The organism is Flexivirga aerilata, assembly GCF_013002715.1.
In the GTDB taxonomy this organism is placed as follows: Bacteria; Actinomycetota; Actinomycetes; order Actinomycetales; family Dermatophilaceae; genus Flexivirga; species Flexivirga aerilata.
Genome location: NZ_JABENB010000002.1, coordinates 35,506 through 61,597, shown reverse-complemented (window position 1 = coordinate 61,597; position 26,092 = coordinate 35,506). Strand labels below are relative to the sequence as shown.

Below are 26,092 nucleotides of genomic sequence, written 5' to 3'. Positions count from 1 at the left end.
CAGTTTCGACAGGTCCCACGGGTTCAACAGGTCCGACAGGTCCGACAGGTCACCGCCTGCGGGTGGTGCTCGCCCTCGGCGTCACCGTGCCGCTGGTGCTGACCGGCTGCACCAGCAACTCGGGAGATGCCGCCGGCAGCGCGAGTGCCCCCTCCGCCACGTCCGGTGCGCCGGCCGCCTCCGCGTCGACATCTGCGTCGTCGCCCTCCCGCACACGCTCGGCGTCTGCGAGTGCGTCGAGCCCGAGTGCGAGCGCGTCGAGCGCGCCGTCGGCCTCCTCCAGCCGCCCGTCGGGGGCAGCAGTGCCGGCGAGCAGCTGCGTGCGGCGCACCTATGACCGGCTGACCCCGGAGCAACGCGTCGGGCAACTGCTGATGATCGGCATCGACGGCAACGCCCCGCAGACCGCGGTCGACTCCTACATCGCCGGCGATCACGTCGGCAACGTGATCTACCTCGGCGGCTGGACCGGTATGCCGAAGGTCGCCGCCACCTCCCATCACCTGCAACGCCAGGCGACCTCGGCTGCCACCGGCGGTGTCCCGCTGTTGATCGCCGCCGACCAGGAGGGCGGCGCGGTCCAGCAGCTCAAGGGGGCAGGATTCACCCGCCTGGTGTCGGCGCGCGACCAGGGCACGATGCCCGCCGCACAACGGGAGTCCTATGCCGCCACGATCGGCGCGCAGTTGCGGTCGGCGGGGGTCAACGTCAACCTCGCCCCGGTCGCCGACACCGTGCCGGCGTCGATTGGCACCGCCAACCAGCCGATCGGCCGCTACGGCCGCGAATACGGCAACGACCCGAGCGTCGTCGGCACGGCCGTGACCGACGTGGTGCAGGGCCTCGGCCGGGCGAACGTCGCGGCGACCGTGAAGCACTTCCCCGGCATCGGCCGGATCACCGGCAACACCGACATCACCAGCAGCGGCATCTCCGATGCCGTGATGAGCGCGAACGACCCTTATTTGCAGGCGTTTTCGGCCGGCATCAAAGCCGGCGCAGACCTGGTCATGATGTCGTCGGCGCGCTATCCGAAGCTCGACCAGGCCAACCAGGCGCCCTTCTCGTCGGCGATCATCGACGGATTGCTGCGCGGCAAACTGGGCTGGCAGGGCGTGGTCGTCACCGACGACATGAACGCCGTGGCCGTCGCCGGCACGCCTCCGGGCGAACGTGCGGTCCGCTTCGTCGCGGCCGGCGGCGACATCGTGCTCACCGGCCGGCCGGCCGACACCCGGGCGATGATCTCGGCGCTGACGGCGCGCGGCGCCTCGGACAAGGCGTTCGCGCAGAAGCTGCAGGCCGCCGAGCAGCGGGTGCTCGCGCTCAAGGAGCGCATGGGTCTGCTCACGTGCTGATCCGCGACGCGGTCGCCGACTCCGACGCCGCGGCCTGCGCGGCCATCTATGCGCCATACGTCACCGAGACGGAGGTGACCTTCGAGACCGAGCCGCCGGACGCCGCCGAGTTCCGCCACCGCATCGAGGAGGCGCAACGTCGGCACGCGTGGCTGATCGCCGAAAACGACGGCAACACCGTCGGTTACGCGTATGCCGGGCCGTTCAAGGGGCGCGCCGCCTACCGCTTCTCCTGCGAAGTCAGCGTCTATCTCGATCCCGCCGCCCGCGGCCGCGGCGTCGGCCGGGCGCTGTATGACGAACTGCTCGCCCGGCTCACGACGGACGGCATGCGGATGGCGTGCGCGGGCATCACGCTGCCGAACGACGCGAGCCTCGCCCTGCACCGGGCGCTCGGCTTCACCGAGGTCGGCATCTACCGGCGCATCGGCTGGAAGCACGGCGCGTGGCGTGATGTCGCGTGGTTCCAGAAGAGCCTCGGCGGCGATCCCGACGCGCCGCCGGCCGGGGTGTGACGTTCGGCCGGCGCGAGTGCGGGCGAGGGCGGGCGAGGTGCGCGTGCGTAACCCGCAACCGTCGCGACTTCTGCACGCCATACGCCGCCGAACCCGTGCACACCCGCAACCGTCGCGACTTCTGCACGCCATACGCCGCAACCCCGTGCACACCCCGCAACTGTCGCGACTTCTGCACGCCATACGCCGCTTTCGCGTGCACACCCCGCAACCGTCGCGACTTCTGTACGCCATACGCCGCAAACTCGTGCACACCCCGCAACCGTCGCGACTTCTGCACGCTGTACGCCGCACACCCGCGGCGCACCGCGGCGCCGCCCCCTCAGGAAGCCTTGACCTCACTCACCGGCATTGACGAATCAGCAGGCAGGTCAAGGGAACTCGGCGGCAGTCCGCGCTGCACCATCTGTGACCCGAGCGCGGCGACCATCGCGCCGTTGTCGGTGCAGAGTCGCACGCGGGGCACGCGCAGGCTGATGCCGGCCTCGGCGCAGCGTTCCTCGGCGAGCGCCCGGAGTCGCGAGTTGGCGGTCACGCCGCCGCCGATCTGCAGGTCGGTGATGCCGTAGGTGCGGCACGCGTCGATCGCCTTCGCGGTCAGCACGTCCGCGACTGCCTCGTTGAAGCTGGCCGCGACGTCGGCCACCGGCACCGGCTCACCGGCGAGCTGCCGCTCCTGGACCCACCGCACCACGGCGGTCTTCAGACCCGAGAAGGAGTAGTCGAAGCGGTGCTTGTCCAGATCCTTGCGCGCGGTCAGCCCGCGCGGGAAGCGGATCGCCTGCGGGTCACCGGTCGCGGCGGCGCGCTCGATGTGCGGCCCGCCCGGGTAGGGCAGCTCCAGCACCCGGGCAACCTTGTCGAACGCCTCGCCCGCGGCATCGTCGATCGTGCTGCCCAGCTCGACCACGTCGGAGGCAATGTCACGGACCAGCAGCAGGTTGGTGTGGCCGCCCGAAACCAGCAGCGCCACAGTGGGTTCCGGCAGCGGACCGTGATCGAGTACGTCGGCACACACGTGCGCCGCGAGATGGTTGACGCCGTAGAGCGGCTTGTCCAAGGCCCAGGACAGCGCCTTGGCCGCGGACACCCCAACCATGAGCGCGCCGGCCAGCCCGGGACCCGAGGTCACCGCGATCGCGTCGACATCGGCGAGCCGGTGACCGGTCTCCTCGCAGGCCCGGCGGATCGTCGGCACCAATGCTTCGAGGTGGGCGCGGCTGGCCACCTCAGGGACGACGCCGCCGAAGCGCGCATGCTCGTCGACGCTGCTCGCCACCACGTCGCCGAGCAGTTCGTTGCCGCGCACGAAGGCGACGCCGGTCTCGTCGCACGAGCTCTCGACGCCGAGGATCAGTGACCCGCTCATGATGTCGCCTCCTCGGTCAGCAGCAGCCGCATCACGTGCGCGTCGACGCCGCCGGGTTGGTAGTAGCCGCGGCGGGTCTGCAGCTGCTCGAATCCCGCTCGCAGATATAGGTTTCGGGCCCGCTCGTTGTCGGCACGCACCTCGAGAAGCAGCGCTTCGGCACCCGAGTCCGCGGCCTCCCGGATCATCCAGTCGAGCAGCCGGCGGCCCAGCCCGCTGCCTTGCGCGGCGGGTGCGACGCCCACGGTCATCACGTCGGCGGTCTGGCCGGTGCAATCGACGCCGGCATAGCCGACCACCGCATCCCCTGCGGTGGCGACGATGTAGCGCCGGCGAGGGCGGCCCGCGAGCTCGGCCCACCACGACTGCGCCGACCACGCGTCATCCGGGAAGAGCTCGCTGTCGAGGGCGGTCAGGGCGTCGATGTCCGGCCATTCGACGGGCCGCAGCCGGATGCTCGCCTGCGGGGTCTTCGCGGGGGTGCTCGCCGCAGTGCTCATTGAGGTGCTCATCGAGGTGCTCATCTCGCCAGCACCGACTTCTGCGCCGACGCGGGCTGGGCGTCGGGCTGCCGCAGGTAGAGCGGTTGCACCGGCAACAGTTCCCGGCCGGCCGCGAGCTCGCCCAGGGCGAAGCCGGCCAGTGAGGCGGCATCGGCATCGACCGGCTCGAGGGCCTTGCCGAACGCCTCGGGATAGAGCAGCGGGCCGCGACCCGCGACCGGCAGGGTCCGCACCTGCTCGGGCAGCTCCCCCGGCTTGTCGACCCCGGGCAGCCCGGACACGCGCTCGACTCGGTCGGCACCGCTGCGGTAGCGCGCCCAGTAGACCTCCTTGCGCCGGGCGTCGGTCGCGACCAGGAAGTCCTGCGCCATACCCGACTCGCGCACCGACTGGGCGATGGCGTCGAGACTGCAGACGCCGTATGCCGGCACGTCCAGCGCCAGGCCGAGGGTGACCGCCGTGGCGACACCGACCCGCAATCCGGTGAAGGGGCCGGGTCCGACGCCGACGGCTATGGCGGTGAGGTCGGCGGGCCGGCGACCGGCCTGGTCCATCACCCGCTCGATCGTCGGCGTCAGGATCTCCGCGTGGCGACGCGCCTCGACCTCGGTGTGCTCGCCGAGCACGCGGTCGCCGTCGTGCACGGCGACCGTGACGGCGGAGGTGGCGGTGTCGATGGCGAGCAGTAGCACCGCACAAGGGTACGCGTCGGCCGCCGCGATCCCGGCATCGAGCGGTCGCTCAGCCGGCCAGCTCCGCGGCGAGTCGCTCGAACCGCTTCCCGGTCGGCAGCAACCGCACCGTGCGCCCGTCGCTGCCGCCATCGCCGTCGCCGCCCGCCTCGAGCACCACCTCCAGGTGCTCGTCGGCCAGCTCCTCGGCCAGGCCGGCGCCCCACTCGACCACGGTCACCGCGTCGGACACCGAGGCGTCCAGGTCGAGGTCGTCGAGCTCGATCGCGCCGCTCAGCCGGTAGGCGTCGACGTGGACCAGCTCTGGGCCGCCGACCAGTGACGGGTGGGTCCGGGCGATCACGAAGGTCGGTGAGGTGATCGGTCCGCGCACCCCGAGCCCGGCGGCGATGCCCTGTGTCAGCGTGGTCTTGCCGGCGCCGAGGCCGCCGGTCAGCACCAGCACGTCGCCCGCGCGCAGCAGCCTGCCGAGCCGCTCCCCGAAGGCGTGCGTCGCGTCGACCGATTCCAGCCGGATGACGGTCATCGCGGCTCCGTCGGCTGCTGCTCCAGCGACCGGCGTGCGCGTGCGATCAGCCCGAGCAGCTCGTCGTCGACGAGGTCGGCCTCTTCCAGCGGCAGCACGTGCCCCGCGTGCTTGACCACCACGAGCTCGGCGCCCGGGATCGCGTGGGCGAGCTGCTCGGCGTGCGCGATCGGGGTCATCCGGTCCCGCGTGCCGTGCATGACCAGCGTCTCGATCCCGGTGAATGCCGCGAGCGCGTCGTGCCGGTCGTGCGCCATGAGCGTGGGCAGGAAGGTGCCGATCACGTGGAGGCGCGTCGCGAAGATCATCTCGGCGACCTGGCGCACCAGCTCGCTCGGGACCCGCTTGCCGAACGAATATCGGTGCACCAGAACGGATTCGACCGGCTTGCCCAGGCCACGCACGTTGTCGAAGACGTCCTGCCTGCTGCCGACGCGAGTGACCGCGCTCGGCCCGAGCCGGTGCACGATCGCCCCGAGTTGCTTGCCGAGCCCGTAGTTGACCTCGCTCAGGCCGCCGGCGCTGGTGCTGATGAACGCGACCCCGACCACCCGATCGCGCAACAGGTCGGGATGCTGCTCGGCGAAGGCCATCATCGCCATACCGCCCATCGAGTGGCCGACGAGCACGATCGGCCCTTCCGGCACGGCTCCCTCGATCACCGTCGCGAGATCACGCCCCAGCTGCTCGATGCTGTATGACGAGTCGGTCCCCTCCTCGGAGCGTCCGTGTCCTCGCAGGTCCCACAACACCACGCGGCAGCCCGCGTCGAGCACGGTCTGCCGCTGGCGTGACCACACGTCGAGGTTGTGCGCGTAACCGTGCGTGAAAATGACTGTCAGCAAAGGAGTTTCGGGATGTGCCGGCTCCTCGATCTCGACGTGCAGCGGCACCCCGTCCTCGGCGATGACCGCGATGCCGTGGTCGGTGCCGTCATCGACGACCCCGACGACGCCGGCGGCCGGCGGCGGCTCGGTCTCCGCTCGCCGCGAGCGCAGCACCCGGTCCGTCGCCAGGCCCGCTGCGGTCGCGGCGCCGGCAGCGGCGATGCCGACCCCGAGGCCGATGAGGCCGCGGCGTGCACTCATCCGGCAGTCTCCGCGGCGATGTCCGCGGCGCCCTCGCCGATGTAGACCCGCGGCAGCCGGCTGCTCATGCGTGTGACGATCTCGTAGCTGATGGTGCCGGCGGCGTCGGCCCAGTCCTGAGCAGTGGGAAGGCCTTTCGTGCCGTCGCCGAAGAGCACCACCTCGTCACCGGCCTGCACCGCCAGGTCGCCGACGTCGACCACGAGCTGGTCCATGCAGACCCGGCCGGCGACGGTGAAGCGCTGGCCGCCGATCTGCACCGGTCCGCGCGACGAGGCCGACCGCGGCACTCCGTCGGCGTAGCCGCACGGCACGTCGATCAGCGTCGTCTCGCGATCGGTCACGTAGGTGTGCGCGTAACTCACCCCTTGTCCTGCCGGAACTCGTTTGGCGACAGTCACTTCCGCGCTCATGGTCATGGCCGGGACCAGCCCGAAGTGGGCCGGGTCGCCGATGTCGGGCACGGGTGACAGGCCGTAGACCGCAAGGCCCGGGCGCACCATGTCCCAGGCTGCCTCGGGGGTGGTGAGCGTCGCCGCGGAGTTGGACATGTGCCGCACCTCGAGGGCGAAGCCGGCACGTTCGCAGTCGGCCACGGCGTCGGCAAACTTCGCCTGCTGCGCCTGCACCGTCGGATGATGTGGGGCGTCGGCGAAGGCGAAGTGGGTGAAAACCCCTGTGACACTGATGCTTCCGTCTGCGACGTGTCGCTGCGCGGCGTCGACCAGTTTGGGCCAGTCGGGCCCATAGGCACCGTTGCGCCCGAGGCCGGTGTCGATCTTCAGCTGCACCCGTGCGGTCTCACCCGCCTCGCGCGCCGCGGCAGCGACCGCGTCGAGCTCCCAGATCGCCGGCACCCCGATGTCGATCTGCCGCCGCACCGCCGCGCCGAAGTCGACGCCCGGAGCGTGCAGCCAGGTCAGCAGCGGCGCGGTGATGCCCGCGTCGCGCAGCGCGATCGCCTCCGCGAGCTGGGCCACGCCCAGCCACCGTGCCCCGCCCCGCAGCGCCGCCCGTGCGCTCGGCACCAGCCCGTGACCGTAGGCGTCGCCCTTGACCACGGCCATCACGACGGCGTCCCCGGCGAGCGACTGCAGCACCGAGACGTTGTGCGCGATCGCGTCGAGGTCGACCGTGATCTGCGCCGGCGCGGCGGAGGACTGCTTGGGTTGCTGGCTCACGCCGGTCAGTCTGGCACCCGCAGGAGTTGCGCGACCGCACGGCCCACCGCGTGCGCGACGTCCAGCGCCCGCACCGGGCCGCCCGGGTTTGCCTGATCAGCCGCGACCCCGTGCACCAGGGCCGCGAGCGCCCCTGCCGGCGCCGGCGCGAGGCCGCCGGCGAGCAGCGCGCCGCAGATGCCGGCCAGGACGTCGCCGGCCCCGGCGGTCGCGAGCCACGAGGGCGCGTCCGCCTGGGTGAACACCGGCACCCCGGATGTCGACGGCGGCACGACCGCGGTCACCGCGCCCTTCAGCAGCACGGTCGCGTCGAGCCGGTCGGCGACCTGACGCGCGACCACGGTGGGCGCGTGGTGCACGTCCTCGGCGGTCAGCTCCGCCCCACTCTCACCCCGTATGCCGAGACGTCCTGCCAGCCGCAGCAACTCGCCGGCGTGCGGCGTCAGCAGGGTCGGCGCGGAGCGCGGCCCGTCGATGAGGTCGAGCCCGCCGGCGTCGAGCAGCACGGGCAGGTCGGACGCGAGCGCGTCACGGGCGACCTGGAGCTGCTCGGGAGACGCGTCGTCGACGACGAGTCCGGAGCCGATCGCCCAGGCCTGCACTCGTCCCGCGCCGAAGACCGCCTCGGGCACCACGGCCCGCAGCAGATCCGTGGGCGCGGACGGCCCGACATACCGGACCATGCCGACGCCTGCGGTGACGGCGGCGGTCACCGACAACACCGCTGCCCCGGTGTAGTGCTCTCCCCCGGCGACGACTCCCAGCACCCCGCGGGTGTATTTGTCGTCGTCGGGCGCCGGCACCGGCCAGAGCCCCGCCACGTCGGAGTGCGAGATTCGTTGCACCGCAACGTCGTTCCGGCCGGAGGCGTCCGGGTCCGGCACGCCGATGTCGACGACGGTCAGCAGGCCGACGGCCGGCTCGGTGACCGGCATCAGGTGCACCGGCTTGAGCAGGCTGAAGGTGACCGTCTCGTCGGCGAATACCGACTCGCTGCGGACCAGTCCCTCGGGATCACATCCCGACGGCAGGTCGACGGACACCACGAACGCCTCGTCGCCGATCAGCTCGGGCAGCTGCCGCAGGTGCTCCGGCAGCCCGGGGCGGCCGCCGATGCCGAGGATGCCGTCGATCACCAGATCGGCACCGGCAAGCGCCTCGGCAACGGCCGGATCCGGTGTGCCCGCGCGCCATTCGGCGACCACGACCCCTGCCCGCCGGGCCGCGGCGAGACCGTCCTGGTGGGCCGTGCGGCCGACGAGCACCGCGAGCACGTTGACGTCGTCATCGGCGAGGGCCGCGGCCGCGAAGAGCGCGTCGCCGCCGTTGTCCCCCGACCCGGCGAGCACGACCACCCGTCCGGACTCGTCCTCGAGCCGGGCCGCCACCACGTCGGCGAGGCCCGACGCGGCCCTCGCCATGAGCTCCCCGTCGGGTAGCTCGGCCCGGACGGCGTCCTCCGCGGCCCGGACGGCCGGCACGTCATACGCCCGCATCATCGGCGTTCCTCACTCTCGGCAACCACGATCGCCGACGCGATGCCCGCGTCGTGCGAGATCGACAGGTGCAACGAGGCTACGGCGAGTTGCTCGACCCGTGCGGCGACGGATCCGGTGAGTTGCCAGGAGGGTTGGCCGTCGGCGTTCTTGACGACGACCGCGTCCACCCAGTGCAGCCCCACCGGCGCGCCGAGCGCCTTCGCGAGCGCCTCCTTGGCGGCGAAGCGGCCCGCGAGCGAGTTCGGCGGCAGCCCACGCTCAGCCGGCGCGAAGAGCCGCTCCCGCAGCGCCGGAGTCGCCTCCAGCTTGGCCATGAACCGGGCGACATCGACCACGTCGATGCCCACCCCGACGACCGCCACGACGCGAGTCCTATTCCACCGTCACCGATTTGGCCAGGTTGCGCGGTTGGTCGACGTCCAGCCCCTTGGCCGTCGACAGCTCGAGCGCGAAGACCTGCAGCGGCACGGTGGTGAGCAGCGGCTGCAGCATCGGTGAGGTGCGCGGCACCCGGATCACCTCGTCGGCGAACGGTTCGACGGCGGTGTCGCCCTCCTGCGCGATCACCAGAGTGCGCGCGCCGCGCGCCCGGATCTCCTGGATGTTGGAGACGACCTTGCCGTGCAGCCCGTGCGGAGTGTCCGGACCGGGCACCACGATGAAGACCGGTTGTCCCGGCTCGATCAGCGCGATCGGCCCGTGCTTCAGCTCACCGGCGGCGAAGCCCTCGGCGTGGATGTAGGCCAGCTCCTTCAGCTTCAGAGCGCCCTCCATCGCGACCGGGAAGCCCACGTGCCGGCCGAGGAAGAGCACCGACCGGGTGTCGGCCATGAAGCGGGCGATCTCGCGCACCCGCTCCAGGTTGCCGAGCAGCTCGGTGATGCGGTCCGGCACCTCCTGGAGCTCGGCGAGCACGGCGCGGGCGTCGTCGGCATACGTCTCGCCACGCAGCTGGGTCAGGTAGAGGCCGAGCAGGTAGCAGGCGGTGATCTGGGCGAGGAACGCCTTGGTCGAGGCGACCGCGATCTCCGGGCCGGCATGCGTGTAGAGCACCGCGTCGGACTCGCGCGGGATCGTCGAGCCGTGCGTGTTGCAGATCGACACGGTGAGCGCGCCGAGCTCACGGGCGTGCTTGACCGCCATCAGCGTGTCCATCGTCTCGCCGGACTGGCTGATCGACACGACCAGCGTGCGCTCGCCGGCGATCGGGTCGCAATAACGGAATTCGTGCGCGAGGCTCACCTCGACCGGGATGCGGGTCCAGCGCTCGATCGCATACTTCGCCACCATCCCGGCGTATGCCGCGGTGCCGCACGCGACGATCGTGATGCGGTCGACGGCACGCAGCTGCTCCTCGGAGATGCGCAGCTCGTCGAGGGTGAGCGCGCCGGTCTCGTCGGTGCGGCCGAGCAGCGTGTCCGCGACCGCCTGCGGCTGCTCGTTGATCTCCTTCTCCATGAAGGTGTCGAAGCCGCCCTTCTCGGCGGCCGCGGCGTCCCAGTCGACGTGAAATGTCTTGCCCTGGGCGGGTTCTCCGTCGAAACCGATGACCTCCACAGCGTCCGGGGTGATCGTCACGATCTGGTCCTGCTCGAGCTCCATCGCCTCGCGGGTATAGCCGATGAACGCCGCCACGTCGGAGCCGAGGAAGTTCTCACCCTCGCCGAGCCCGACGACGAGCGGGCTGTTGCGGCGGGCGCCGACGACCACGCCGGGCCGGTCGGCGTGCACAGCGAGCAGCGTGAACGCGCCCTCGAGCCGGGCCACGACGGTGCGCATCGCCTCGGTGAGGTCCCCGTCATACGCCTTGGCGAGCAGCTGGGCGACGACCTCAGTGTCGGTCTCGGACTCGAACTGCACGCCGGCGTCGAGCAGTTCGTTCTTCAGCGGGTGGAAGTTCTCGATGATGCCGTTGTGGATCAGCGCCAGCTTGCCGTCGGCGCCGCCACGGTGCGGGTGGGCGTTCTCGTCGGTCGGCCCGCCGTGGGTCGCCCAGCGGGTGTGGCCGATGCCGGTGCGGGACGGCGGCAGCGGGTGCTGCTCGATCTCGGCCACCAGGTTGACCAGCTTGCCGGCGCGCTTGCGGACGTCGACCTCGCCGTCGGCGACGAGCGCCACACCGGCGGAGTCATAGCCGCGGTATTCCAACCGGGCGAGGCCCTCCATGACGACTTCCAGGGCCCGGGCGCCGTCCTGCGCGCCGACATACCCGACGATTCCACACATAAGCGTCAATTGAACCGGATGCCGGGCGGCCGACGCCAAACCGCCCCGCGGCGGCGCGTGTCGAGGGGGCATGCGGTTCAATGACGCAGGTGTCCCGCAACCACTCGTCGGTGCCGTCGCCGTATGTCGAGTTCGACCGCGTCGCCTGGGCGGGACTGCGCGACTCCCACCCCATGAGCCTGACCGGCGAGGACGTGCGCCGGCTGCGCGGCACCGGCGACCGGCTCGACATGCCGGAGGTGGAGGACATCTACCTGCCGCTGTCGCGGCTGCTCAACATCTACGTCGGCGCCACCGGCCGGCTGCACCGGGTGACCACCGACTTCCTCGGCGAGCGCCCCGCGCGCACGCCCTTCGTCATCGGCATCGCCGGCTCGGTCGCAGTCGGCAAGTCGACCACCGCCCGCATCCTGCGCGAGCTGCTCGCCCGCTGGCCCGGCACACCCCGGGTCGAGCTGGTCACGACCGACGGGTTCCTCTTCCCCAACGCCGAGCTCGAACGCCGGGAGTTGTTGGAACGCAAGGGTTTCCCGGAGTCGTACGACCGGCGCAAGCTGGTCCGCTTTCTCGCCGCGGTGAAGTCGGGCGCCGCCGAGGTCAGCGCCCCGGTCTACTCCCACCTGACCTACGACATCGTCCCCGACGAGCAGGTCGTGCTCCGCCAGCCCGACGTGCTGATCGTCGAGGGCCTCAACGTGCTGCAGCCGTCGATGCCGTCGTCGGACCGGCGCGGCACGCTCGCGGTCTCCGACTTCTTCGACTTCTCGGTGTATGTCGATGCCCGCGAGGAGCACATCAAGACCTGGTACATCGAGCGCTTCCTGCGGTTGCGCAAGACGGCCTTCGCCGACCCCAACTCCTACTTCCACCGCTACGCGAGCCTGACCGACGAGCAGGCCGTCGAGCGCGCCGGCCAGATCTGGGACAGCATCAACGCCCCCAACCTGCAGCAGAACGTCGCACCCACCCGCAGCCGGGCGACGCTGGTGCTGACGAAGGGCCCGGATCACAACGTGACCCGCGTGCGGTTGCGGAAGGTCTGAGCGCTCAGCGCGAGCGGGACGGCTCCTCGTCGGCCCGAAACTCGTCCTCGACCTCGCCGTGGCTCCCGTCCGCGGCGTGCTCGTCGCTCCCGGCGTGCTCGGCGTCCTCGCCGTCCTCGCCGTCCTCGTCGAAGAGCTGCTCCACGTCGTCCACCGACATGGTGTCCTCGTCGTCGTAGTCGTCCTCGTCGACCGGCTGCGCCTTGCGCGCGCGGGCCCACATCAGCAGCCAGATCCCGGCACAGACCGCGAGCACCGCGAGCGCGGCGAGGACCCCGCCGAACACCTGGTAGAGCAGGTGCGAGACCCCGTTGGCCGGCACCGAGCCGCTGGTCTCGTCGGTGAAGGTCGGCGCCTGGTCGTTGCCCCATTGGGCACCGAGCGCCCCGGCGACGGCGACGAGCACCACGGCCACGATCCAGTAGGCGGCGGCGAACAGGCGCTTGTGCACGAGCATGCGCCCAAGGTAACCGGCGCGGGCCGCCGACGCGACGCGGACGGGTCGAAGACGCCGGTGCCCGTGTGCCCCGCGGGGGCCGTGGCCTGAGAGAGTCGCGTCATACGACCCATCGATGCGAAGGAGTGGTGCCGATGATCCTCATCGTCGTCAAGTGGCAGATCAAGCCGGAGTATGCCGACCAGTGGCCGCAGCTGAGCCGTGACTTCACCGAGGCGACGCGCGCGGAGCCGGGCAACAGGTTCTTCGAGTGGTCGCGCAGCCTGGATGACCCCAACGAATACGTGCTCGTCGAGGCATTCGACGACGACGCCGCCGAGGCGCACGTCACCTCCGAGCACTTCAAGAAGGCGCAGGCGGAGCTGCCGCAGTATGCCGCCGAAACCCCGCAGGTCCGCAACATTCAGGGTCAGCCGGACGAGTGGGACGCGTTGGGCGAGTTCGCGGTCAACTGAATGCGCCGTCAACTGAATGCGGCAAGGCCCCGGGCGGCAGACCCGGGGCCTTGACGAGGTGGTGGAGCGAGCAGAGGACTTCGCGGGGCTCAGGTGACGATGACGCTGAGCAGCATCACGAAGCCGAAGCCGACCACCGAGATCACCGTCTCCATCACCGACCACGACCTGATCGTCTGACCGACGGTGAGGCCGAAGTACTCCTTCACCAACCAGAAGCCGGCGTCGTTGACGTGGCTGAAGAACAGCGAGCCACAGCCGATCGCCAGCACCAGCAGGGCGAGGTGGGCCGGGGTGAGCGTCTCGGCGAGGCCGCCGACGATGCCGGCGGCGGTGACGGTGGCGACTGTCGCCGAGCCGGTCGCGAGCCGGATGCCGACGGCGACCAGCCAGCCGAGCAGCAGCACCGAGATGTTGGCGCCCTTGGCCCAGTCGGCGATGACGTTGCCGACGCCGGCGTCGACCAGCAGCTGCTTGAAGCCGCCGCCGGCGGCGACGATCAGCATGATGCCGGCGATGTCCGGCAGGCCGGCACCGAGCGAGTCGCTGGTCTGCTTGCGGGTCATCCCGGTGCCGAGGCCCAGCACGAAGTAGGCGACGACGACGCCGATCAGCAGCGCGACCGAGGGCGTGCCGAGCACGTCGAGGATCTTGCGCGCGACGTTGTCCTCGGAAGCCCACAGGTTGACGATCGCGGCGGGCAGCATCAGCAGCACGGGCAGCAGCACCACGATCACGGCCTGGCCAAACGGCGGCAGCTTGCGCTGCGGGTCCGGCTCCTTGGCGAGGCTGGGCGCGGCGCCGCTGGTGGCCGGCGCATGCAGCGGCACCCACCGGGTGATGACGCGGCCGAGCAGCGGGCCGGCGATGACGAGCGTCGGCACCGCGACGATCAGCCCGAAGATCAGCGTGCGGCCCTGGTCGGCGTGCAGGCTGGCGATCGCGGTCTCCGGTCCCGGGTGCGGCGGCACCAGGCCGTGCAGGATCGACAGCCCGGCAAGCGCCGGTATGCCGACCCGCATCAGCGGCTGCCCGGTGCGCCGGGCCACCAGGATGACGATCGGCACCAGGATGACGACGCCGATCTCGAAGAACATCGGCAGGCCGATGATGGCCGCGATCAGCGCCATACCCCACGGCAGGGCGGAGCCGGAGAAGCGGTCGGTGATGGTCGCCACCACCCGGTCGGCGCCGCCGGAGTCGGCCAGGATCTGACCGAGCATCGCGCCGAGCGCGATGAGCAATCCGACCGAGCCGGACGTGCTGCCGAAGCCGGTGGTGAAGCTCTTGATCGCGTCCTCGCCGGGCACCCAGGCGACCAGGGCGAGGGCAGCCGAGCCGAGCAGCAGCGCGAGGAAGGGGTGCAGTTTGGCGACCGTGATCAGCACGACCACGACGCCGATGCCGACGAGCGCGGCGGTGATGAGCTGGCCGTTGCCGGCGCTGGAGATGTGTGGCGCGGGGTCGGCGCCGATGAGTGCGTGCACCGGTCAAACCTACTGCCACGCAAAAGGATCCGGTGGCAGGGCCACCGGATCCTTTACGTGTGCGCGCGAGACGGTCGGTCAGGACCGATCGGGCGGGTCAGTACCAGCCGGTCGCCTGGGAATGGCCCCAGGCACCGCAGGGCGAACCGTAGGTGGCCTGGATGTAACCCAGGCCCCAGCGGATCTGGGTGGCGGGGTTGGAGCGCCAGTCGGCCCCGGCGCTCGCCATCTTGCCGGCCGGCAGCGACTGCGGGATGCCGTAGGCACCGGAGGACGGGTTGGTCGCGCCGACCCGCCAGCCGGACTCGCGGTTCCAGAGGCTGACCAGGCAGCCCATCTGACCCTGGCCCCAGCCGTAGGAGGAGAGCATCGACGACGCGATCGCCTGCGGGCTGCCGCCGTAGGTCGGGGTGCTCGCGGCCGGCGACTGCGACGGAGTCGGAGCGGCGGGGCGCTGCGCGTCGCGCGAGGTGGTGGTCTTGGAGCGCTCGGCCGCCTTCTTGGCATCCGCGGCCTGCTTGGCGTCCGCCGCCTTCTTGGCAGCTGCGGCCTTCTTGGCGTCGGCCGCCTTCTTCGCCTCGGCCGCCTTCTTGTCCGCGGCCGCCTTGCGGGCCGCGGCGGCGCCGGAGTCCGCCTGCGTGCGGAGTTGGGCGGCCTTGGTGGCGCGACCGGCCGCTGCAGAGCGCGCCTTGGCGTCGGCGGCCGCCCGGGCCCGGACCGCCTGCTGCGCGGCACTCGCCTGTGCCTGGGCGTCGGCGACCAGGCCGGAGTCGGCGGCCTGCACCGCGCCGGCACCGCCGGTGCGAGCGCCCACCTGCAGGTCGGCCTGCGCCGGTCCGGCGACGTTGGTCGTGGCCGAGGCGTAGGTCGCCGCCGACACCGAGACCGCCGAGATCGCCGCGGTCGCGGCTACGGCGGGCCGGCGGAGCGCACGGATACCGGTGTCGCGACGGGCACGGTGACGTCCGACAGGACGAGACATGGAGCAGCCTTTCGGGGGAAGACATGACAGGACGCGCCGCACGAGGGCCCGGAGGCCGCGGGTGACGAGCGCGTCACGTGGAGAGCATCTCGCATCGGCCCTGCGACGGGACCACTGCCCCGCCGTTACCGAAATGAGACATGTGGCACAGCGTGCCCTACAGTCGTCAAGATTCCAAGCTCATGCTGCGAAAACCCACCGATCACGCGGCGTGTCGGGCGTGTCGGGCGGGGTTGGTGACGACTCGGGCCCCCGTGGAGACTCTCGTCCACCCCGGGGGCCCGAGCCGCGAATAGCGGGCGAACCGGCCGACCAGCCGGCCTAGGCGTCCGGCGCCTCCAGCAGGTCGGTGACCAGTGCGGCGATCGGGCTCCGCTCGCTGCGGTGCAGCGTGACGTGCCCGAAGAGCGGGTGGCCCTTGAGCTTCTCGATCACCGCGGCGACGCCGTCGTGCCGGCCGACGCGCAGGTTGTCGCGCTGCGCCACGTCGTGGGTGAGCACGACGCGGGAGTTCTGCCCGATGCGGGACAGCACGGTGAGCAGGACGTTGCGCTCCAGCGACTGCGCCTCGTCGACGATCACGAACGCGTCGTGCAGCGAGCGCCCGCGGATGTGGGTCAGCGGCAGCACCTCGAGCAGTTCGCGGTCGACGACCTCTTCCATCACCTCACGCGACACCAGTGCGCCGAGGGTGTCGAAGACCGCCTGCGCCCACGGGCCCATCTTCTCGTTCTCGGTGCCGGGCAGGTAGCCGAGCTCCTGACCGCCCACCGCGTAGAGCGGGCGGAAGACGATCACCTTGCGGTGCTGCCGCCGCTCCATGACCGCCTCCAGTCCGGCGCACATCGCGAGCGCCGACTTTCCGGTGCCGGCGCGGCCGCCGAGGCTGATGATCCCGACGTCGGGGTCGAGGAGCATGTCGAGCGCGATGCGCTGCTCGGCCGAGCGCCCGTGCAAACCAAACGCGTCACGGTCCCCGCGCACCAGCCGCACCGACTTGTCCGGCACCACGCGGCCGAGCGCGCTGCCGTTCGGTCCGAGGAGTACGACGCCGGTGTTGCACGGCAACTCGGCGGCCTCGGGAAGCTCGAGCCGGCCGTCGTCGAAGAGCGCGTCGAGCTGATTCGTCGCGACATACAGCTCGGTGATGCCGGTCCACCCGGAGTCGACTGCGAGCTCGGCGCGATACTCCTCGGCATTGAGCCCCACCGCGGACGCCTTGACCCGCATCGGCAGGTCCTTGCTGACCACGGTGACCTCGCTGCCTTCGTTGGCGAGGTTGCGCGCGACCGCGAGGATGCGAGTGTCGTTGTCCCCCAGGCGGAATCCGGCGGGCAGCGACTGCGGGTCGGTGTGGTTGAGCTCGACCCGGAGCGTTCCTTGGTCACCGACCGGCACCGGCGCGTCGAGCCGGCCGTGCGTCACCCGCAGGTCGTCGAGCAGCCGCAGCGCGCTGCGGGCGAAGTAGCCGAGCTCCGGGTGGTGCCGTTTGGCTTCCAACTCGGTGACCACGACCACCGGCAGCACCACTTCGTGCTCTGCGAAGCGGGTCATCGCGCGCGGATCCGACAGCAGCACCGACGTGTCGAGCACGTAGGTGCGGGGCCCCGCGTGGGCGCGCGAGCGGGTGGACGACGTCGAACCGGAGGACTGGGAGCTGCTGGCCATATCGATCTCCTCGCCACGGGGCGCGTCGCGCCGCGTGACCTACTCTCGGACGAGGTGCCGGGACCGGGCCCCTTCGCGGAGGAGCCGGTGCCGGCCCTCCTTCCGGAGCAACGATCGCTCCATGTGGTGGGCCTCCCGAACACGTCGCGTCGGTCGCGGCGTGTCACGGCCGACACTACGACCACGCCGGCCCCGTATGACGCACCTCGACGCGCGACGCGCCGAGGGTTGATCGGCCGTTCGTCGTCCGTTCAGAAACGGCCCGTGGACCCGCCCGACAACACCCGTCACTGCTGTCACTTCCGCCTCAGGCCGGCGCGCTGTCGCGGCCCGCGCGGCGGCACGTCGGCGTCAGGTGCGGCAGCAGGTGGGACAGGCCGCCACCACCAATTCGGTTGCCCGCCACGGCCCCACCTGGTGGGGTGCGGAGGTGATCACCCCCGTGCTGCCGCCGCCCGTGAGGCCCGGCGACCGGGTGGCCGTGCTCTCCCCGAGCTGGGCCGCTCCGGCGCACTTCCCCGCCATACACGAGCGGGCGATGCGGCGGCTGCGCGAGGACTTCCACCTGGAGCCGGTCGAATACCCGACGACGCGCGCCGACAGCACACCGCGGCAACGGGCCGACGACCTCAATGCCGCCTTCGGCGATCCCGCCATCCGCGCAATCCTCTCGACGATCGGCGGGGACGACCAGATCACCGTCCTGCCGCACCTGGACACCGACGTCGTCAGGGCCAACCCGAAGCGTTTCCTCGGCTACAGCGACAACACCAACGTGCTCAATTACCTTTGGTATCAAGGCATTCCGGGCATCCACGGCGGCTCGACCCAGGTGCACCTCGGGCCGGTGCCGGACGGCATCCACCTGGAGTCGCTGCGGGCGGCGCTGTTCGGCGGCGACGTCACGCTGCGTGAGCCCGCCCGGAGCCGCGACTACGGACTGCGGTGGGACGACCCGCGAGCCCTCACCGAGCCGGCGCCCGCCCAGCCCGCCGAGAGGTGGACCTGGAGCGGGCCGGCCCGGAAGATCACCGCGCCCACCTGGGGCGGCTGCCTCGAGATCATCGAATGGACGCTGGCCGCGGGTCGCTTCGTGCACCCCACTGCGGCGTATGACGGCATGGTCCTGATGCTGGAGGCGCACGAGGAGCCGAAACCCCCGGCCGAGAACTACCGGATGCTGCGCAACCTCGGCGAGCGCGGGCTGCTCACCGCCGCGGCCGCCCTCCTCTGGGGCCGTCCGCCGGTGGGCGACCACGACCACCCGGTCGCCGCCGAGGACACGGCGCGACTGCGCGCCGAACAGCGCGAGGCGGTGCTGCGTGCGGTGGCCGAATACAACCCGCAGCTGGTCGTGGCGCTCGACGTGGACTTCGGTCACACCTCACCCCAGTGGCTGATGCCGTATGGCGGCGCAGTCACTGTCGACGGCGAAACCCACACGATCACAGCGTATTTCGGCCCGACGATGCCTTCCTCGCCGTCGAGTCCGCACTGACCGCACTGACCGCGCTCGCGGCCCGGGCGAAGCGTGGCCTCCGAGGCCGGTCAGCTGACCGAGGAGGGCACCACCATCGGCGAGCGATCGGTCGCCACCAGCGACCTGTCCCAGGCCGACCGCGAGCGCGACGAAGAGGCACAGCGCGACGAGTGACGGTGTGACTCGGTCGCACCTCACCCCAAGGGCTGATGCCGACGCCGGCGTGGGCTCGGCGAGGCGTGAAAACCGCGCGCTGACAGTCCTTTTCGGCGCAACCTGGGCCCGGGAAGTGGCAACTGGGTGATAGCTTGCCGACCTATGAGCTACAACACCCCGGCACAGACCGCCAAAGCCGCGGTCGAATCCGGCGTCGCGAAGGCGAACCTGCCGATCGGGTCGATGGCGGTCGGCGGTTTCCTCGCCGGCGCCTACATCGCGTTCGGTGGTCTACTCGCCATCGTCGGCTCCGCCGGCCTCGACCCCAAGACCTGGGGCGGCCTCACCACTCTCGTCACCGGCCTCGTCTTCAGCCTCGGCCTGATCCTGGTCGTCATCGGCGGCGCCGAACTGCTGACCGGCAACATGATGCTGCTGCCGCTCGCACTGCTCGAACGCCGCATCACCATCCAGCAGCTCCTCCTCAACTGGGGCGTGCTGTTCGTGGCCAACCTCGCCGGCTCGCTCTTCGTGGCCTACGTGCTGGCCTACAAGACCGGCGTGATCGGTGACGCGCTGGCCAAGGCCGGCACCCCGGCCGCGATGGACCACACCCGCCTGGTCGGCATCGTCACCGGCAAGGGCATCACCGAGACCCACCTGCAGGTCTTCCTGCGCGCGATCGGCTGCAACTGGCTGGTCTGCCTCGGCGTGTGGCTCGCCCTCGCCGCGCACGACGTCGTCGGCAAGATCGCCGGCATCATCTTCCCGATCACGGCATTCGTCGCGCTCGGTTTCGACCACGTCGTGGCCAACATGTTCTTCCTGCCGCTCGGCATGTTCGTCGACTCCCCCGGACTCACCTGGGGCGACGTCACCTGGAACATCGTCTTCGCGTTCCTCGGAAATGCAGTGGGCGCAGGCGTATTCGTCGCAGGTGCCTATTGGTACACCTATCTGCGGCCGCGTCCTGATCCGGTGGTGCAGGCACCTGGGGCCAGCGAGGCCATGGAGGCCGGCGAAGGCAGGAAGGCCAGGGACTGACCCGGCTATTTGCCGAGCCGGCGGTCGCGGACGGCATACGCCCGCAGGGCGCGCAGGAAGTCGACCCGCCGGAAGTCGGGCCAGTAGGCCTCGCAGAAGTAGAACTCCGAGTGTGCGCTCTGCCACAGCAGGAAGCCGCCGAGTCGCTGCTCGCCCGAGGTGCGGATCACCAGGTCCGGGTCGGGCTGGCCCTTGGTGTAGAGGTGGTCGGCGATGTGCTCGACGTCGAGCACCTCGGCGAGCTCCTCGATGGAGGTGCCGCGCGCGGCGTGCTCCTGCAGCATGGAGCGCACCGCGTCGGCGATCTCGCGGCGCCCGCCGTAGCCGACCGCGATGTTGACGATCATGCCGTCGACTCCGGCCGTGGAGTCCGCGGCCTCCTTGAGCACCTGCGCCGTCTGCGCGGGCAGCAGGTCGAGCGCACCCACCGGGTGCAGTCGCCAACGCCCTTCGACGGCAAGGCCTTTCACTGCGTCCTCGATGATGCCGAGCAGCGGGGTCAGCTCACGGGCGGACCGGTTGAGGTTGTCGGTGGAGAGCAGCCACAGCGTGACCACCTCGACACCGGCCTCCTCGCACCAGCCGAGCAGCGGCTTGATGTTGTCGGCGCCGGCCTGGTGCCCGTGCTCGGTCGCCGCGCCGCGGCGCTTGGCCCACCGGCGGTTGCCGTCCAGCATGACGCCGACGTGCCGCGGGAGGTTCTGCTCGGGCAGTGAACGCCGGACGTGCCGTTCGTATGCGCTGTAGAGCAGATCGCTCACCCGCATGGAGCACCCCCGGTCACGAGATCCGATGTGTTGGACGAACTCAAGGGTATGCCGAGACGTTCGTCATACCGCGTGAGGATGACAACCTACGTTTGCGTAACTTATCCTGGAGGACATGATCGAGTCGACACGAAGCGCTGCGCAGCAGCTGCAGCAGGAGGCCACCGACCTGGTGCGCCTGGTCAAACCCAAGCTGCGCGGCTGGCTGCACGCCGGTATGACGCCGCTCGCGGTCGCCGCCGGCATCGTGCTGATCGCACTGGCGCCGACCGCCCGCGGGCGCATCGGCGCGGCCGTCTTCGCGGTCACCGCGGCGCTGCTCTTCGGCACCTCCGCGGTCTACCACCGCGGCCACTGGAGCCCGCGGGTGCAGGCCGTGCTCAAGCGGATGGACCACTCGAACATCTTCCTGATCATCGCCGGCACCTACACCCCGTTCGCGCTGACCCTCCTCGACCGCTCGCAGGCGATCACCCTGCTCGCGCTCGTCTGGGGCGGCGCGGCGCTCGGCGTGCTCTTCCGGGTGTTCTGGGTCGGCGCGCCGCGCTGGCTCTACACGCCGGTCTACGTCGCGCTCGGCTGGGTGGCGATCTTCTACTTCGGCCCGTTGCTGCGCTCCGGCGGCCCCGCGGTGGTCACGCTGATCGCGGTCGGCGGCGGCCTCTACACGCTCGGCGCGATCGTCTACGGCACCAGGCGCCCCGACCCGTCACCGCGGTGGTTCGGCTTCCACGAGATCTTCCACTCGTTCACCGTCGTGGCGTTCGTGACGCACTACGTCGCCGCGTCGCTCGCGATCTACGGCCACGCCTCCGCTGCCTGACCGCCGAGAGGCGTCAGGACTCGTCGCGGGTGTGGGGCGGTGCGTCGTTCGCCTTCCCCTGCTTCGGCTCGTCGGGCAGCCGCAGCGTCTGCACGCTGCGCGCGCGGGTCGCGTCCGCCGCGGCACGGCGGTCCTCCTCGCGCCAGGTGACGCCCCGCAGGTGCTTGTTCATGCTCCGGAAGAGCAGCCAGCACGCCAGCGCCAGCCCGAACAGCACCAGGAATCCCCAGATGCCGGCCGTGTAGAGAACGCTCTCGTTGCCACCGTCAGGCATGCTCCACCTCCGCCGCACGCGGCTTGACGTCGTCCAGCACCGGGTCGCCGAGGTCGCTGGTCGCCATGGCATCGGCGGCCGTGACATCGGTCGGCAGCCCGGCGAACAGGTCGTCCTCCCCCTCGGCGAGCGGCACGTAGGAACGCGCCAGGTCGAACTCCTCGGTCGGCCAGATCTCGCCCTGTTCGCTCGCCGACAGCGAGAAGAACGTGCCGTCCGGGTCGATCTGCGTGGCGTGCGCGAGCAGCGCCTGCTCGCGCACCGCGAAGTACTTCGCCGACTCGATGCGCGTGGTCACCCGGCCCTCGGGCCGGTCGTCCCAGCGCTTCATCCACTCCGCGTATGGCGACTCCTTGCCGGCCGCGAGCAGCGCCTCGTGGAAGGCGGTCATCTTCGCCCGGGAGAAGCCACGGTCGTAGTAAAGCTTCAGCGGCTGCCACGGTGCGCCGGCGTGCGGGAACGCCTCGGGATCGCCCGCCGCCTCGAACGCGGCGACCGTCACCACGTGGGTCATGATGTGGTCCGGGTGCGGGTAGCCGCCGTTCTCGTCATACGTGGTGATGACGTGCGGGCGGAACTGCCGGATCACCCGCACCAGCGCCTCGGTGGTGATGTCCAGCGGCTCGAGCGCGAAGCAGCCCTCGGGCAGCGGAGGCAGCGGATCCCCTTCCGGCAGACCGGAATCGACGAATCCGAGCCAGGTGTGCTCGACCCCGAGGATCTCCTGCGCCTTGGCCATCTCGGCTCGACGCACCTGCGGCAGATCGCGCTCGATGTCGGCGTTGCCCTGCAGCCGGGGGTTGAGTATGTCGCCACGTTCGCCGCCGGTGCAGCTCACCACCATCACCGGGTGACCCTCGGCGACGTAGCGCGCCATCGTCGCCGCACCCTTGCTGGACTCGTCATCCGGGTGGGCATGAACCGCCATCAGACGCAGGCCGTCAGTCACTGTCCGCAAACTCCTCGAAAAGATCTCGGGCCGCGGCGCCCGGTCGGGGGCGGGCCGCAGGCTCTCGGCATCGCCACCTATCCTCTCACCTCATGGCGATCCCCCGACCCGCGCCCGAGCACCGCAAGTGGTGGGCGATCGGCATCGTCGGGGTGCTGGTGATGTCCGCGCTCGCCGTCTGGTGGGGCGTCTCGGCCAGCAAGGGGCTGAGCTGGAACAACGGGCCGTTCACGGTCGTCAACGACCGCAGCGTGCGCGTGACGTTCTACGTCAACAACCAGGACGGCAAGCCGGTGCGCTGCACCCTGGAGGCGCAGGACATCAACCACTCCCGGGTCGGCGTGCTGACCGTCGACCTGCCCGCGCACACCTTCGACACGACCGAATACACCCGCACGATCCCGACGGTCGCCAAGGCCGTGACCGGCATCGTCGACGAGTGCTCCTACCGCTGAGGCAGACCCCGACGATTCGTGGCCGGACGGGGTCCGGGTGCTATGGTTGATGTTTACACCCCGGGTCTGGGAGCGGTTTCCGCACGCACTGCGGAACGCCCCGGACCCACTTGTTTGACGCAAGACCCTGCCATCAAGGAGACATCGTGACCAACGCTGCCGACACCTCGGCCAGCTTCCTCACCCAGGAGGCGTACGACCGCCTGAAGGCGGAGCTCGACCATCTCTCCGGCGAGGGCCGCACCGAGATCGCTGCCAAGATCGAAGAGGCGCGCCAAGAGGGTGACCTCAAGGAGAACGGCGGCTACCACGCGGCCAAGGAGGAGCAGGGCAAGATGGAGGCCCGCATCCGCCAGCTCGAGGAGCTCCTGCGCAACGCCACCGTGGGGCAGAGCAGCTCGACCGAGGGCGTCGTGAGCCCGGGCATGGTCGTGACCGTCGACATGTTCGGCGACGAGGAGAAGTTCCTGCTCGGCAGCCGGGAGATCGCGGGCGACTCCGACCTCGACGTCTACAGCGAGCGCTCGCCGCTCGGCGAGGCGATCAACGGCGCGAAGGTCGGCGACACTGTGTCCTACGAGGCGCCCAACGGCAAGACCATCGAGGTCAAGGTGCTCGCCGCGACGGCCTACACCGGCTGACACTTCGAGCAGCCCGACCCTGCGACGACAAGGGCGCCCGCACCGTCATCGGTGCGGGCGCCCTTTCGTCCCGTATGACGGGGCCTACTTGGCGACGGCCTTCTTGTAGGCGGAGGTCGCGAGCGGCACGAAGATCGCGAGCAGCACCACCGTCCAGATCAGCGTGTAGAGATCCGGGTGCTGCAACGCCCACGTGTAGGCCGTCTGCTTGTCGACCTGAGCGTGCGTCGGCTGCGGGTTGCCTTTCAGCGCATAGAGATTGCCGAAATTCTCGCGGGCCGACTGGGTGATGGTGGAGACCGGGTTCCAGCCGGCGATCGCCTTGAGCACCGACGGCATGTTCTGCGACGGCACGAACGTGTTGGCGATGAAGGTCACCGGGAAGATCACCATGAACGAGGCGTTGTTGACCACCTCCGGCGACCGCACCCGCAGGCCCACGAAGGCGAACAGCCACGACAGCGCGTAGGCGAACAACAGCATCAGCACGTAGGCCCACAGCGCCTTCGCCGCGCCGCCGTGGATCCGCCAGCCTATGATCAGCCCGGTCAGCGACATGACGACCAGCACGATGACGTTGTTGAGCACGTCGGTCAGCGTGCGGCCGAACAGCACCGAGCTCGGGTGCATCGGCAGGGTGCGGAAGCGGTCGATCACGCCCTTCTGCATGTCCTCGGCCATCATGTAGCCGGTGATCGTCGCCCCGAAGATGATCGTCTGGGTGAAGATGCCGGCCATCATGAACTCGCGGTAGCCCGCCTGCACCGAGGCACCGGACCCGGCGAGCGACCCGAAGACGTAGCCGAAGAGCAGCACGAACATGATCGGCTGCAGTGTGGTGAAGATCAGCAGGTCCGGCACCCGCCGGATCTTGATCAGGTTGCGCTTGGCCACGGTCAGCCCGTCGGAGACGAAGCCGCCGAGCCCGCCCGGCTGACTGATCTGAGGTGCGGTCATCGCGACACCGCCTCCAATTGCTCGTCGTTCTTGTCGTCCTTACCGTTCTTGTTCTTGCTGTTCTTGCCGTCCGCGCTGTCGGCGTCGTCCGGCTGCTCGGCCCGGTGACCGGTCAGCGAGAGGAACGCGTCGTCCAGCGTCGGACGCCGAATCCCGATGTCCTGCACGGTGATCGACGCCTCGTCGAACCGGCGTACGGCGGCGAGCAGCGACTGGGTGCCACCGCTCACCGGCACGATCAGCCGCCTGCTGTGCCGGTCGGTCTCGACCGCGCCGTCGCCAACCCCGGCGAGGATGTCGCCCGCTTCGTCGAGCAGCGCGGCGTCGGCGACGGTGATCTCCAGCCGCTCCCCGCCGACCTGCGCCTTGAGCTGGTCGGCGGTGCCCTCGGCGATGATGCGACCGTGGTCGATCACCACGATGTTGTCCGCGAGACGGTCGGCCTCCTCGAGATATTGCGTGGTGAGCAGCACCGACGTGCCGTGTGACACCAGGTCGTTGATGACCTCCCACATGTCGCCGCGGCTGCGCGGGTCGAGGCCGGTGGTCGGCTCGTCGAGGAAGATGACCGGTGGCCGCGCGACCAGCGCGCCGGCCAGGTCGAGCCGGCGTCGCATGCCGCCGGAGTAGGTCTTGGTGGGGCGGTTGGCGGCGTCCTCCAGCCGGAACTGCGCGAGGAGCTCCCGCGCCCGGGCCTTCGCCTCCCCCCGAGGGAGGTGATAGAGCCGGGCGACCATCTCGAGGTTCTCGCGGCCGGTGAGGTGCTCGTCGACCGCGGCATACTGCCCGGAGACGCCGATGCGACGGCGCACCTCCTGCGGGTCGCGCAGCACGTCGGCGCCGGCGACGGTCGCCGCGCCGGCGTCGGGCCGGATGAGCGTCGTCAGCATGCGCACGGTCGTGGTCTTGCCCGCCCCGTTGGGTCCGAGGACGCCGAGCACGCTGCCCTCGGGCACCCGCAGCGACACCCCGTCGACGGCCTTGACCTCCTTGTAATGCTTCACCAGCCCGTCGGCTGTCACGGCATCTGTCATTGCGCGGCTCCTCTGCTCCCCGGGTGGCGTCCAGCCTGTCACCCACTACGGACAATCGTCGTCCGGATAATTAATCGCGACATATCGCGTTAGACACGTTATATCGCGTATGTCGCGACGGCGTCAACAGTCGACGGAGAAGGGTGTGCGGCCCGTCAGGCGGAGGCGGCGAGCAGCAGGATCAGGGCGATCGCGACGAGCACGCCGACCCAGATGAGCCGGCCCGCACCCGGGCGCGGCGGCAGGGGGCGCGCGGCGACGGCATACGGGGAGGTCACCGGCGGCGGCCCACTCCCCAACTGGTCGTATGGCGCGCCGGCGGTCTCCTCCTGCCACTGCCGCATGATCGCCACGTCGTTTTGGTGGCGGCGCCAGATCCGGCGTTGCACGACGGTCTGCGCGATGAGGAACGTCGCGCCGATCAGGCACAGCACCGCCAGCACGATCTCGACCACCATGAGCA

General features: G+C 70.6%; 30 protein-coding genes. 10 read left to right on the top strand and 20 right to left on the bottom strand.

What is annotated here, in order from left to right; all coding sequences use genetic code 11:
* Window positions 1-49: 49 nt before the first annotated feature.
* Window positions 50-331 carry a hypothetical protein gene (locus HJ588_RS12155; RefSeq protein WP_171155926.1) on the bottom strand — a complete coding sequence of 94 codons (282 nt, stop codon included), beginning with the start codon at window positions 329-331 and terminating at the stop codon, window positions 50-52.
* On the opposite strand from HJ588_RS12155, the gene HJ588_RS12150 reads away from it, so the two are divergent.
* Entirely contained in the window at window positions 321-1,358 is a 1,038-nt protein-coding gene (locus tag HJ588_RS12150) for a glycoside hydrolase family 3 N-terminal domain-containing protein (protein WP_343036701.1), read from the top strand. The two genes, HJ588_RS12155 and HJ588_RS12150, sit on opposite strands and share 11 nt — an antisense overlap.
* Window positions 1,352-1,873, top strand: coding sequence for a GNAT family N-acetyltransferase (locus HJ588_RS12145; protein ID WP_171155924.1), 522 nt, complete (start codon window positions 1,352-1,354; stop codon window positions 1,871-1,873). Before HJ588_RS12150 ends, HJ588_RS12145 begins: the two co-directional genes overlap by 7 nt.
* Window positions 1,874-2,195: 322 nt before the next feature.
* Here the strand turns inward: HJ588_RS12145 and tsaD are convergent, their stop codons facing one another.
* The 9 genes from tsaD to glmS are packed head-to-tail and all read right to left on the bottom strand — an operon-like array spanning window position 2,196 to window position 10,957.
* Window positions 2,196-3,242 (bottom strand): tRNA (adenosine(37)-N6)-threonylcarbamoyltransferase complex transferase subunit TsaD, encoded by a 1,047-nt coding sequence (gene tsaD, locus HJ588_RS12140; protein WP_171155923.1) that lies wholly within the window; start codon window positions 3,240-3,242, stop codon window positions 2,196-2,198.
* Window positions 3,239-3,754, bottom strand: a complete 516-nt coding sequence (gene rimI, locus HJ588_RS12135; RefSeq protein WP_246242416.1) for a ribosomal protein S18-alanine N-acetyltransferase — start codon at window positions 3,752-3,754, stop codon at window positions 3,239-3,241. The genes tsaD and rimI overlap by 4 nt, the downstream gene beginning before the upstream one ends.
* 8 nt (window positions 3,755-3,762) lie before the next feature.
* The gene (gene tsaB, locus HJ588_RS12130) at window positions 3,763-4,437 is read right to left on the bottom strand and encodes a tRNA (adenosine(37)-N6)-threonylcarbamoyltransferase complex dimerization subunit type 1 TsaB (RefSeq protein WP_171155920.1); all 675 of its coding nucleotides are present in this window, start codon (window positions 4,435-4,437) and stop codon (window positions 3,763-3,765) included.
* A gap of 49 nt (window positions 4,438-4,486) precedes the next feature.
* Window positions 4,487-4,963, bottom strand: a complete 477-nt coding sequence (gene tsaE / locus HJ588_RS12125) for a tRNA (adenosine(37)-N6)-threonylcarbamoyltransferase complex ATPase subunit type 1 TsaE (protein ID WP_171155918.1) — start codon at window positions 4,961-4,963, stop codon at window positions 4,487-4,489.
* Window positions 4,960-6,051: an alpha/beta fold hydrolase gene (locus tag HJ588_RS12120; RefSeq protein WP_171155916.1), complete on the bottom strand. Its 1,092-nt coding sequence runs from the start codon at window positions 6,049-6,051 to the stop codon at window positions 4,960-4,962. The genes tsaE and HJ588_RS12120 overlap by 4 nt, the downstream gene beginning before the upstream one ends.
* Window positions 6,048-7,232 carry an alanine racemase gene (alr, locus tag HJ588_RS12115; RefSeq protein WP_171155914.1) on the bottom strand — a complete coding sequence of 395 codons (1,185 nt, stop codon included), beginning with the start codon at window positions 7,230-7,232 and terminating at the stop codon, window positions 6,048-6,050. The genes HJ588_RS12120 and alr overlap by 4 nt, the downstream gene beginning before the upstream one ends.
* A 5-nt stretch (window positions 7,233-7,237) precedes the next feature.
* A complete protein-coding gene (locus HJ588_RS12110; protein ID WP_171155911.1) occupies window positions 7,238-8,731 on the bottom strand; it encodes an NAD(P)H-hydrate epimerase in 1,494 nt (497 codons plus the stop codon).
* Window positions 8,728-9,093, bottom strand: coding sequence for a holo-ACP synthase (locus HJ588_RS12105; protein ID WP_171155909.1), 366 nt, complete (start codon window positions 9,091-9,093; stop codon window positions 8,728-8,730). Before HJ588_RS12105 ends, HJ588_RS12110 begins: the two co-directional genes overlap by 4 nt.
* Window positions 9,094-9,103: 10 nt before the next feature.
* Window positions 9,104-10,957, bottom strand: a complete 1,854-nt coding sequence (glmS, locus tag HJ588_RS12100) for a glutamine--fructose-6-phosphate transaminase (isomerizing) (protein ID WP_171155907.1) — start codon at window positions 10,955-10,957, stop codon at window positions 9,104-9,106.
* Between the two features lie 80 nt (window positions 10,958-11,037).
* Between glmS and coaA the strand changes: the two genes are divergently transcribed.
* Entirely contained in the window at window positions 11,038-12,000 is a 963-nt protein-coding gene (coaA, locus tag HJ588_RS12095; protein ID WP_171155905.1) for a type I pantothenate kinase, read from the top strand.
* A gap of 4 nt (window positions 12,001-12,004) precedes the next feature.
* Here coaA and HJ588_RS12090 read toward each other — a convergent pair whose 3' ends face one another.
* A complete protein-coding gene (locus HJ588_RS12090; RefSeq protein WP_171155903.1) occupies window positions 12,005-12,457 on the bottom strand; it encodes a hypothetical protein in 453 nt (150 codons plus the stop codon).
* A 134-nt stretch (window positions 12,458-12,591) separates the two neighbouring features.
* Here HJ588_RS12090 and HJ588_RS12085 point away from each other — a divergent pair, with 134 nt between their 5' ends.
* On the top strand, window positions 12,592-12,912 hold the full coding sequence (locus HJ588_RS12085; RefSeq protein WP_171155901.1) for a putative quinol monooxygenase: 321 nt from the start codon (window positions 12,592-12,594) through the stop codon (window positions 12,910-12,912).
* Window positions 12,913-13,001: 89 nt separating this feature from the next.
* Here the strand turns inward: HJ588_RS12085 and HJ588_RS12080 are convergent, their stop codons facing one another.
* The 3 genes from HJ588_RS12080 to phoH2 form a co-directional block, all read right to left on the bottom strand.
* A complete protein-coding gene (locus HJ588_RS12080) occupies window positions 13,002-14,399 on the bottom strand; it encodes a GntT/GntP/DsdX family permease (protein WP_171155899.1) in 1,398 nt (465 codons plus the stop codon).
* Between the two features lie 97 nt (window positions 14,400-14,496).
* Window positions 14,497-15,381, bottom strand: a complete 885-nt coding sequence (locus tag HJ588_RS19040; RefSeq protein WP_212755891.1) for an aggregation-promoting factor C-terminal-like domain-containing protein — start codon at window positions 15,379-15,381, stop codon at window positions 14,497-14,499.
* A 321-nt stretch (window positions 15,382-15,702) separates the two neighbouring features.
* Window positions 15,703-16,935, bottom strand: coding sequence for an RNA 5'-3' helicase PhoH2 (phoH2, locus tag HJ588_RS12070; RefSeq protein WP_246242479.1), 1,233 nt, complete (start codon window positions 16,933-16,935; stop codon window positions 15,703-15,705).
* 481 nt (window positions 16,936-17,416) lie between these two features.
* Between phoH2 and HJ588_RS12065 the strand changes: the two genes are divergently transcribed.
* From HJ588_RS12065 to HJ588_RS12060, 3 genes are all read left to right on the top strand, one after another.
* Complete coding sequence (locus tag HJ588_RS12065) at window positions 17,417-18,547, top strand: S66 peptidase family protein (RefSeq protein WP_343036700.1); 1,131 nt, start codon at window positions 17,417-17,419, stop codon at window positions 18,545-18,547.
* Between the two features lie 33 nt (window positions 18,548-18,580).
* Window positions 18,581-18,703 carry a hypothetical protein gene (locus tag HJ588_RS19785; RefSeq protein WP_281358897.1) on the top strand — a complete coding sequence of 41 codons (123 nt, stop codon included), beginning with the start codon at window positions 18,581-18,583 and terminating at the stop codon, window positions 18,701-18,703.
* 144 nt (window positions 18,704-18,847) lie between these two features.
* Window positions 18,848-19,729, top strand: coding sequence for a formate/nitrite transporter family protein (locus HJ588_RS12060; RefSeq protein ID WP_171155895.1), 882 nt, complete (start codon window positions 18,848-18,850; stop codon window positions 19,727-19,729).
* A gap of 5 nt (window positions 19,730-19,734) precedes the next feature.
* Here the strand turns inward: HJ588_RS12060 and HJ588_RS12055 are convergent, their stop codons facing one another.
* Window positions 19,735-20,496 carry an isoprenyl transferase gene (locus HJ588_RS12055; RefSeq protein ID WP_171155893.1) on the bottom strand — a complete coding sequence of 254 codons (762 nt, stop codon included), beginning with the start codon at window positions 20,494-20,496 and terminating at the stop codon, window positions 19,735-19,737.
* A 115-nt stretch (window positions 20,497-20,611) separates the two neighbouring features.
* Here HJ588_RS12055 and trhA point away from each other — a divergent pair, with 115 nt between their 5' ends.
* Window positions 20,612-21,319 (top strand): PAQR family membrane homeostasis protein TrhA, encoded by a 708-nt coding sequence (trhA, locus tag HJ588_RS12050; protein ID WP_171155891.1) that lies wholly within the window; start codon window positions 20,612-20,614, stop codon window positions 21,317-21,319.
* A gap of 13 nt (window positions 21,320-21,332) precedes the next feature.
* On the opposite strand, the gene HJ588_RS12045 is transcribed toward trhA, so the two are convergent.
* Window positions 21,333-21,593 carry a hypothetical protein gene (locus tag HJ588_RS12045; protein WP_171155820.1) on the bottom strand — a complete coding sequence of 87 codons (261 nt, stop codon included), beginning with the start codon at window positions 21,591-21,593 and terminating at the stop codon, window positions 21,333-21,335.
* Entirely contained in the window at window positions 21,586-22,542 is a 957-nt protein-coding gene (mca, locus tag HJ588_RS12040) for a mycothiol conjugate amidase Mca (protein ID WP_343036699.1), read from the bottom strand. The genes HJ588_RS12045 and mca overlap by 8 nt, the downstream gene beginning before the upstream one ends.
* A gap of 92 nt (window positions 22,543-22,634) precedes the next feature.
* Here mca and HJ588_RS12035 point away from each other — a divergent pair, with 92 nt between their 5' ends.
* Complete coding sequence (locus HJ588_RS12035) at window positions 22,635-22,997, top strand: DUF4307 domain-containing protein (protein WP_171155888.1); 363 nt, start codon at window positions 22,635-22,637, stop codon at window positions 22,995-22,997.
* Between the two features lie 146 nt (window positions 22,998-23,143).
* Entirely contained in the window at window positions 23,144-23,638 is a 495-nt protein-coding gene (greA, locus tag HJ588_RS12030; protein WP_171155886.1) for a transcription elongation factor GreA, read from the top strand.
* An 84-nt stretch (window positions 23,639-23,722) separates the two neighbouring features.
* Here greA and HJ588_RS12025 read toward each other — a convergent pair whose 3' ends face one another.
* The 3 genes from HJ588_RS12025 to HJ588_RS12015 all read right to left on the bottom strand — a co-directional run bounded on the left by HJ588_RS12025 (window position 23,723) and on the right by HJ588_RS12015 (window position 26,087).
* Window positions 23,723-24,595, bottom strand: coding sequence for an ABC transporter permease (locus HJ588_RS12025; protein ID WP_171155884.1), 873 nt, complete (start codon window positions 24,593-24,595; stop codon window positions 23,723-23,725).
* On the bottom strand, window positions 24,592-25,629 hold the full coding sequence (locus HJ588_RS12020) for an ATP-binding cassette domain-containing protein (RefSeq protein WP_171155881.1): 1,038 nt from the start codon (window positions 25,627-25,629) through the stop codon (window positions 24,592-24,594). Before HJ588_RS12020 ends, HJ588_RS12025 begins: the two co-directional genes overlap by 4 nt.
* Before the next feature lie 155 nt (window positions 25,630-25,784).
* Window positions 25,785-26,087: a hypothetical protein gene (locus tag HJ588_RS12015; RefSeq protein ID WP_171155879.1), complete on the bottom strand. Its 303-nt coding sequence runs from the start codon at window positions 26,085-26,087 to the stop codon at window positions 25,785-25,787.
* Window positions 26,088-26,092 lie beyond the last annotated feature (5 nt).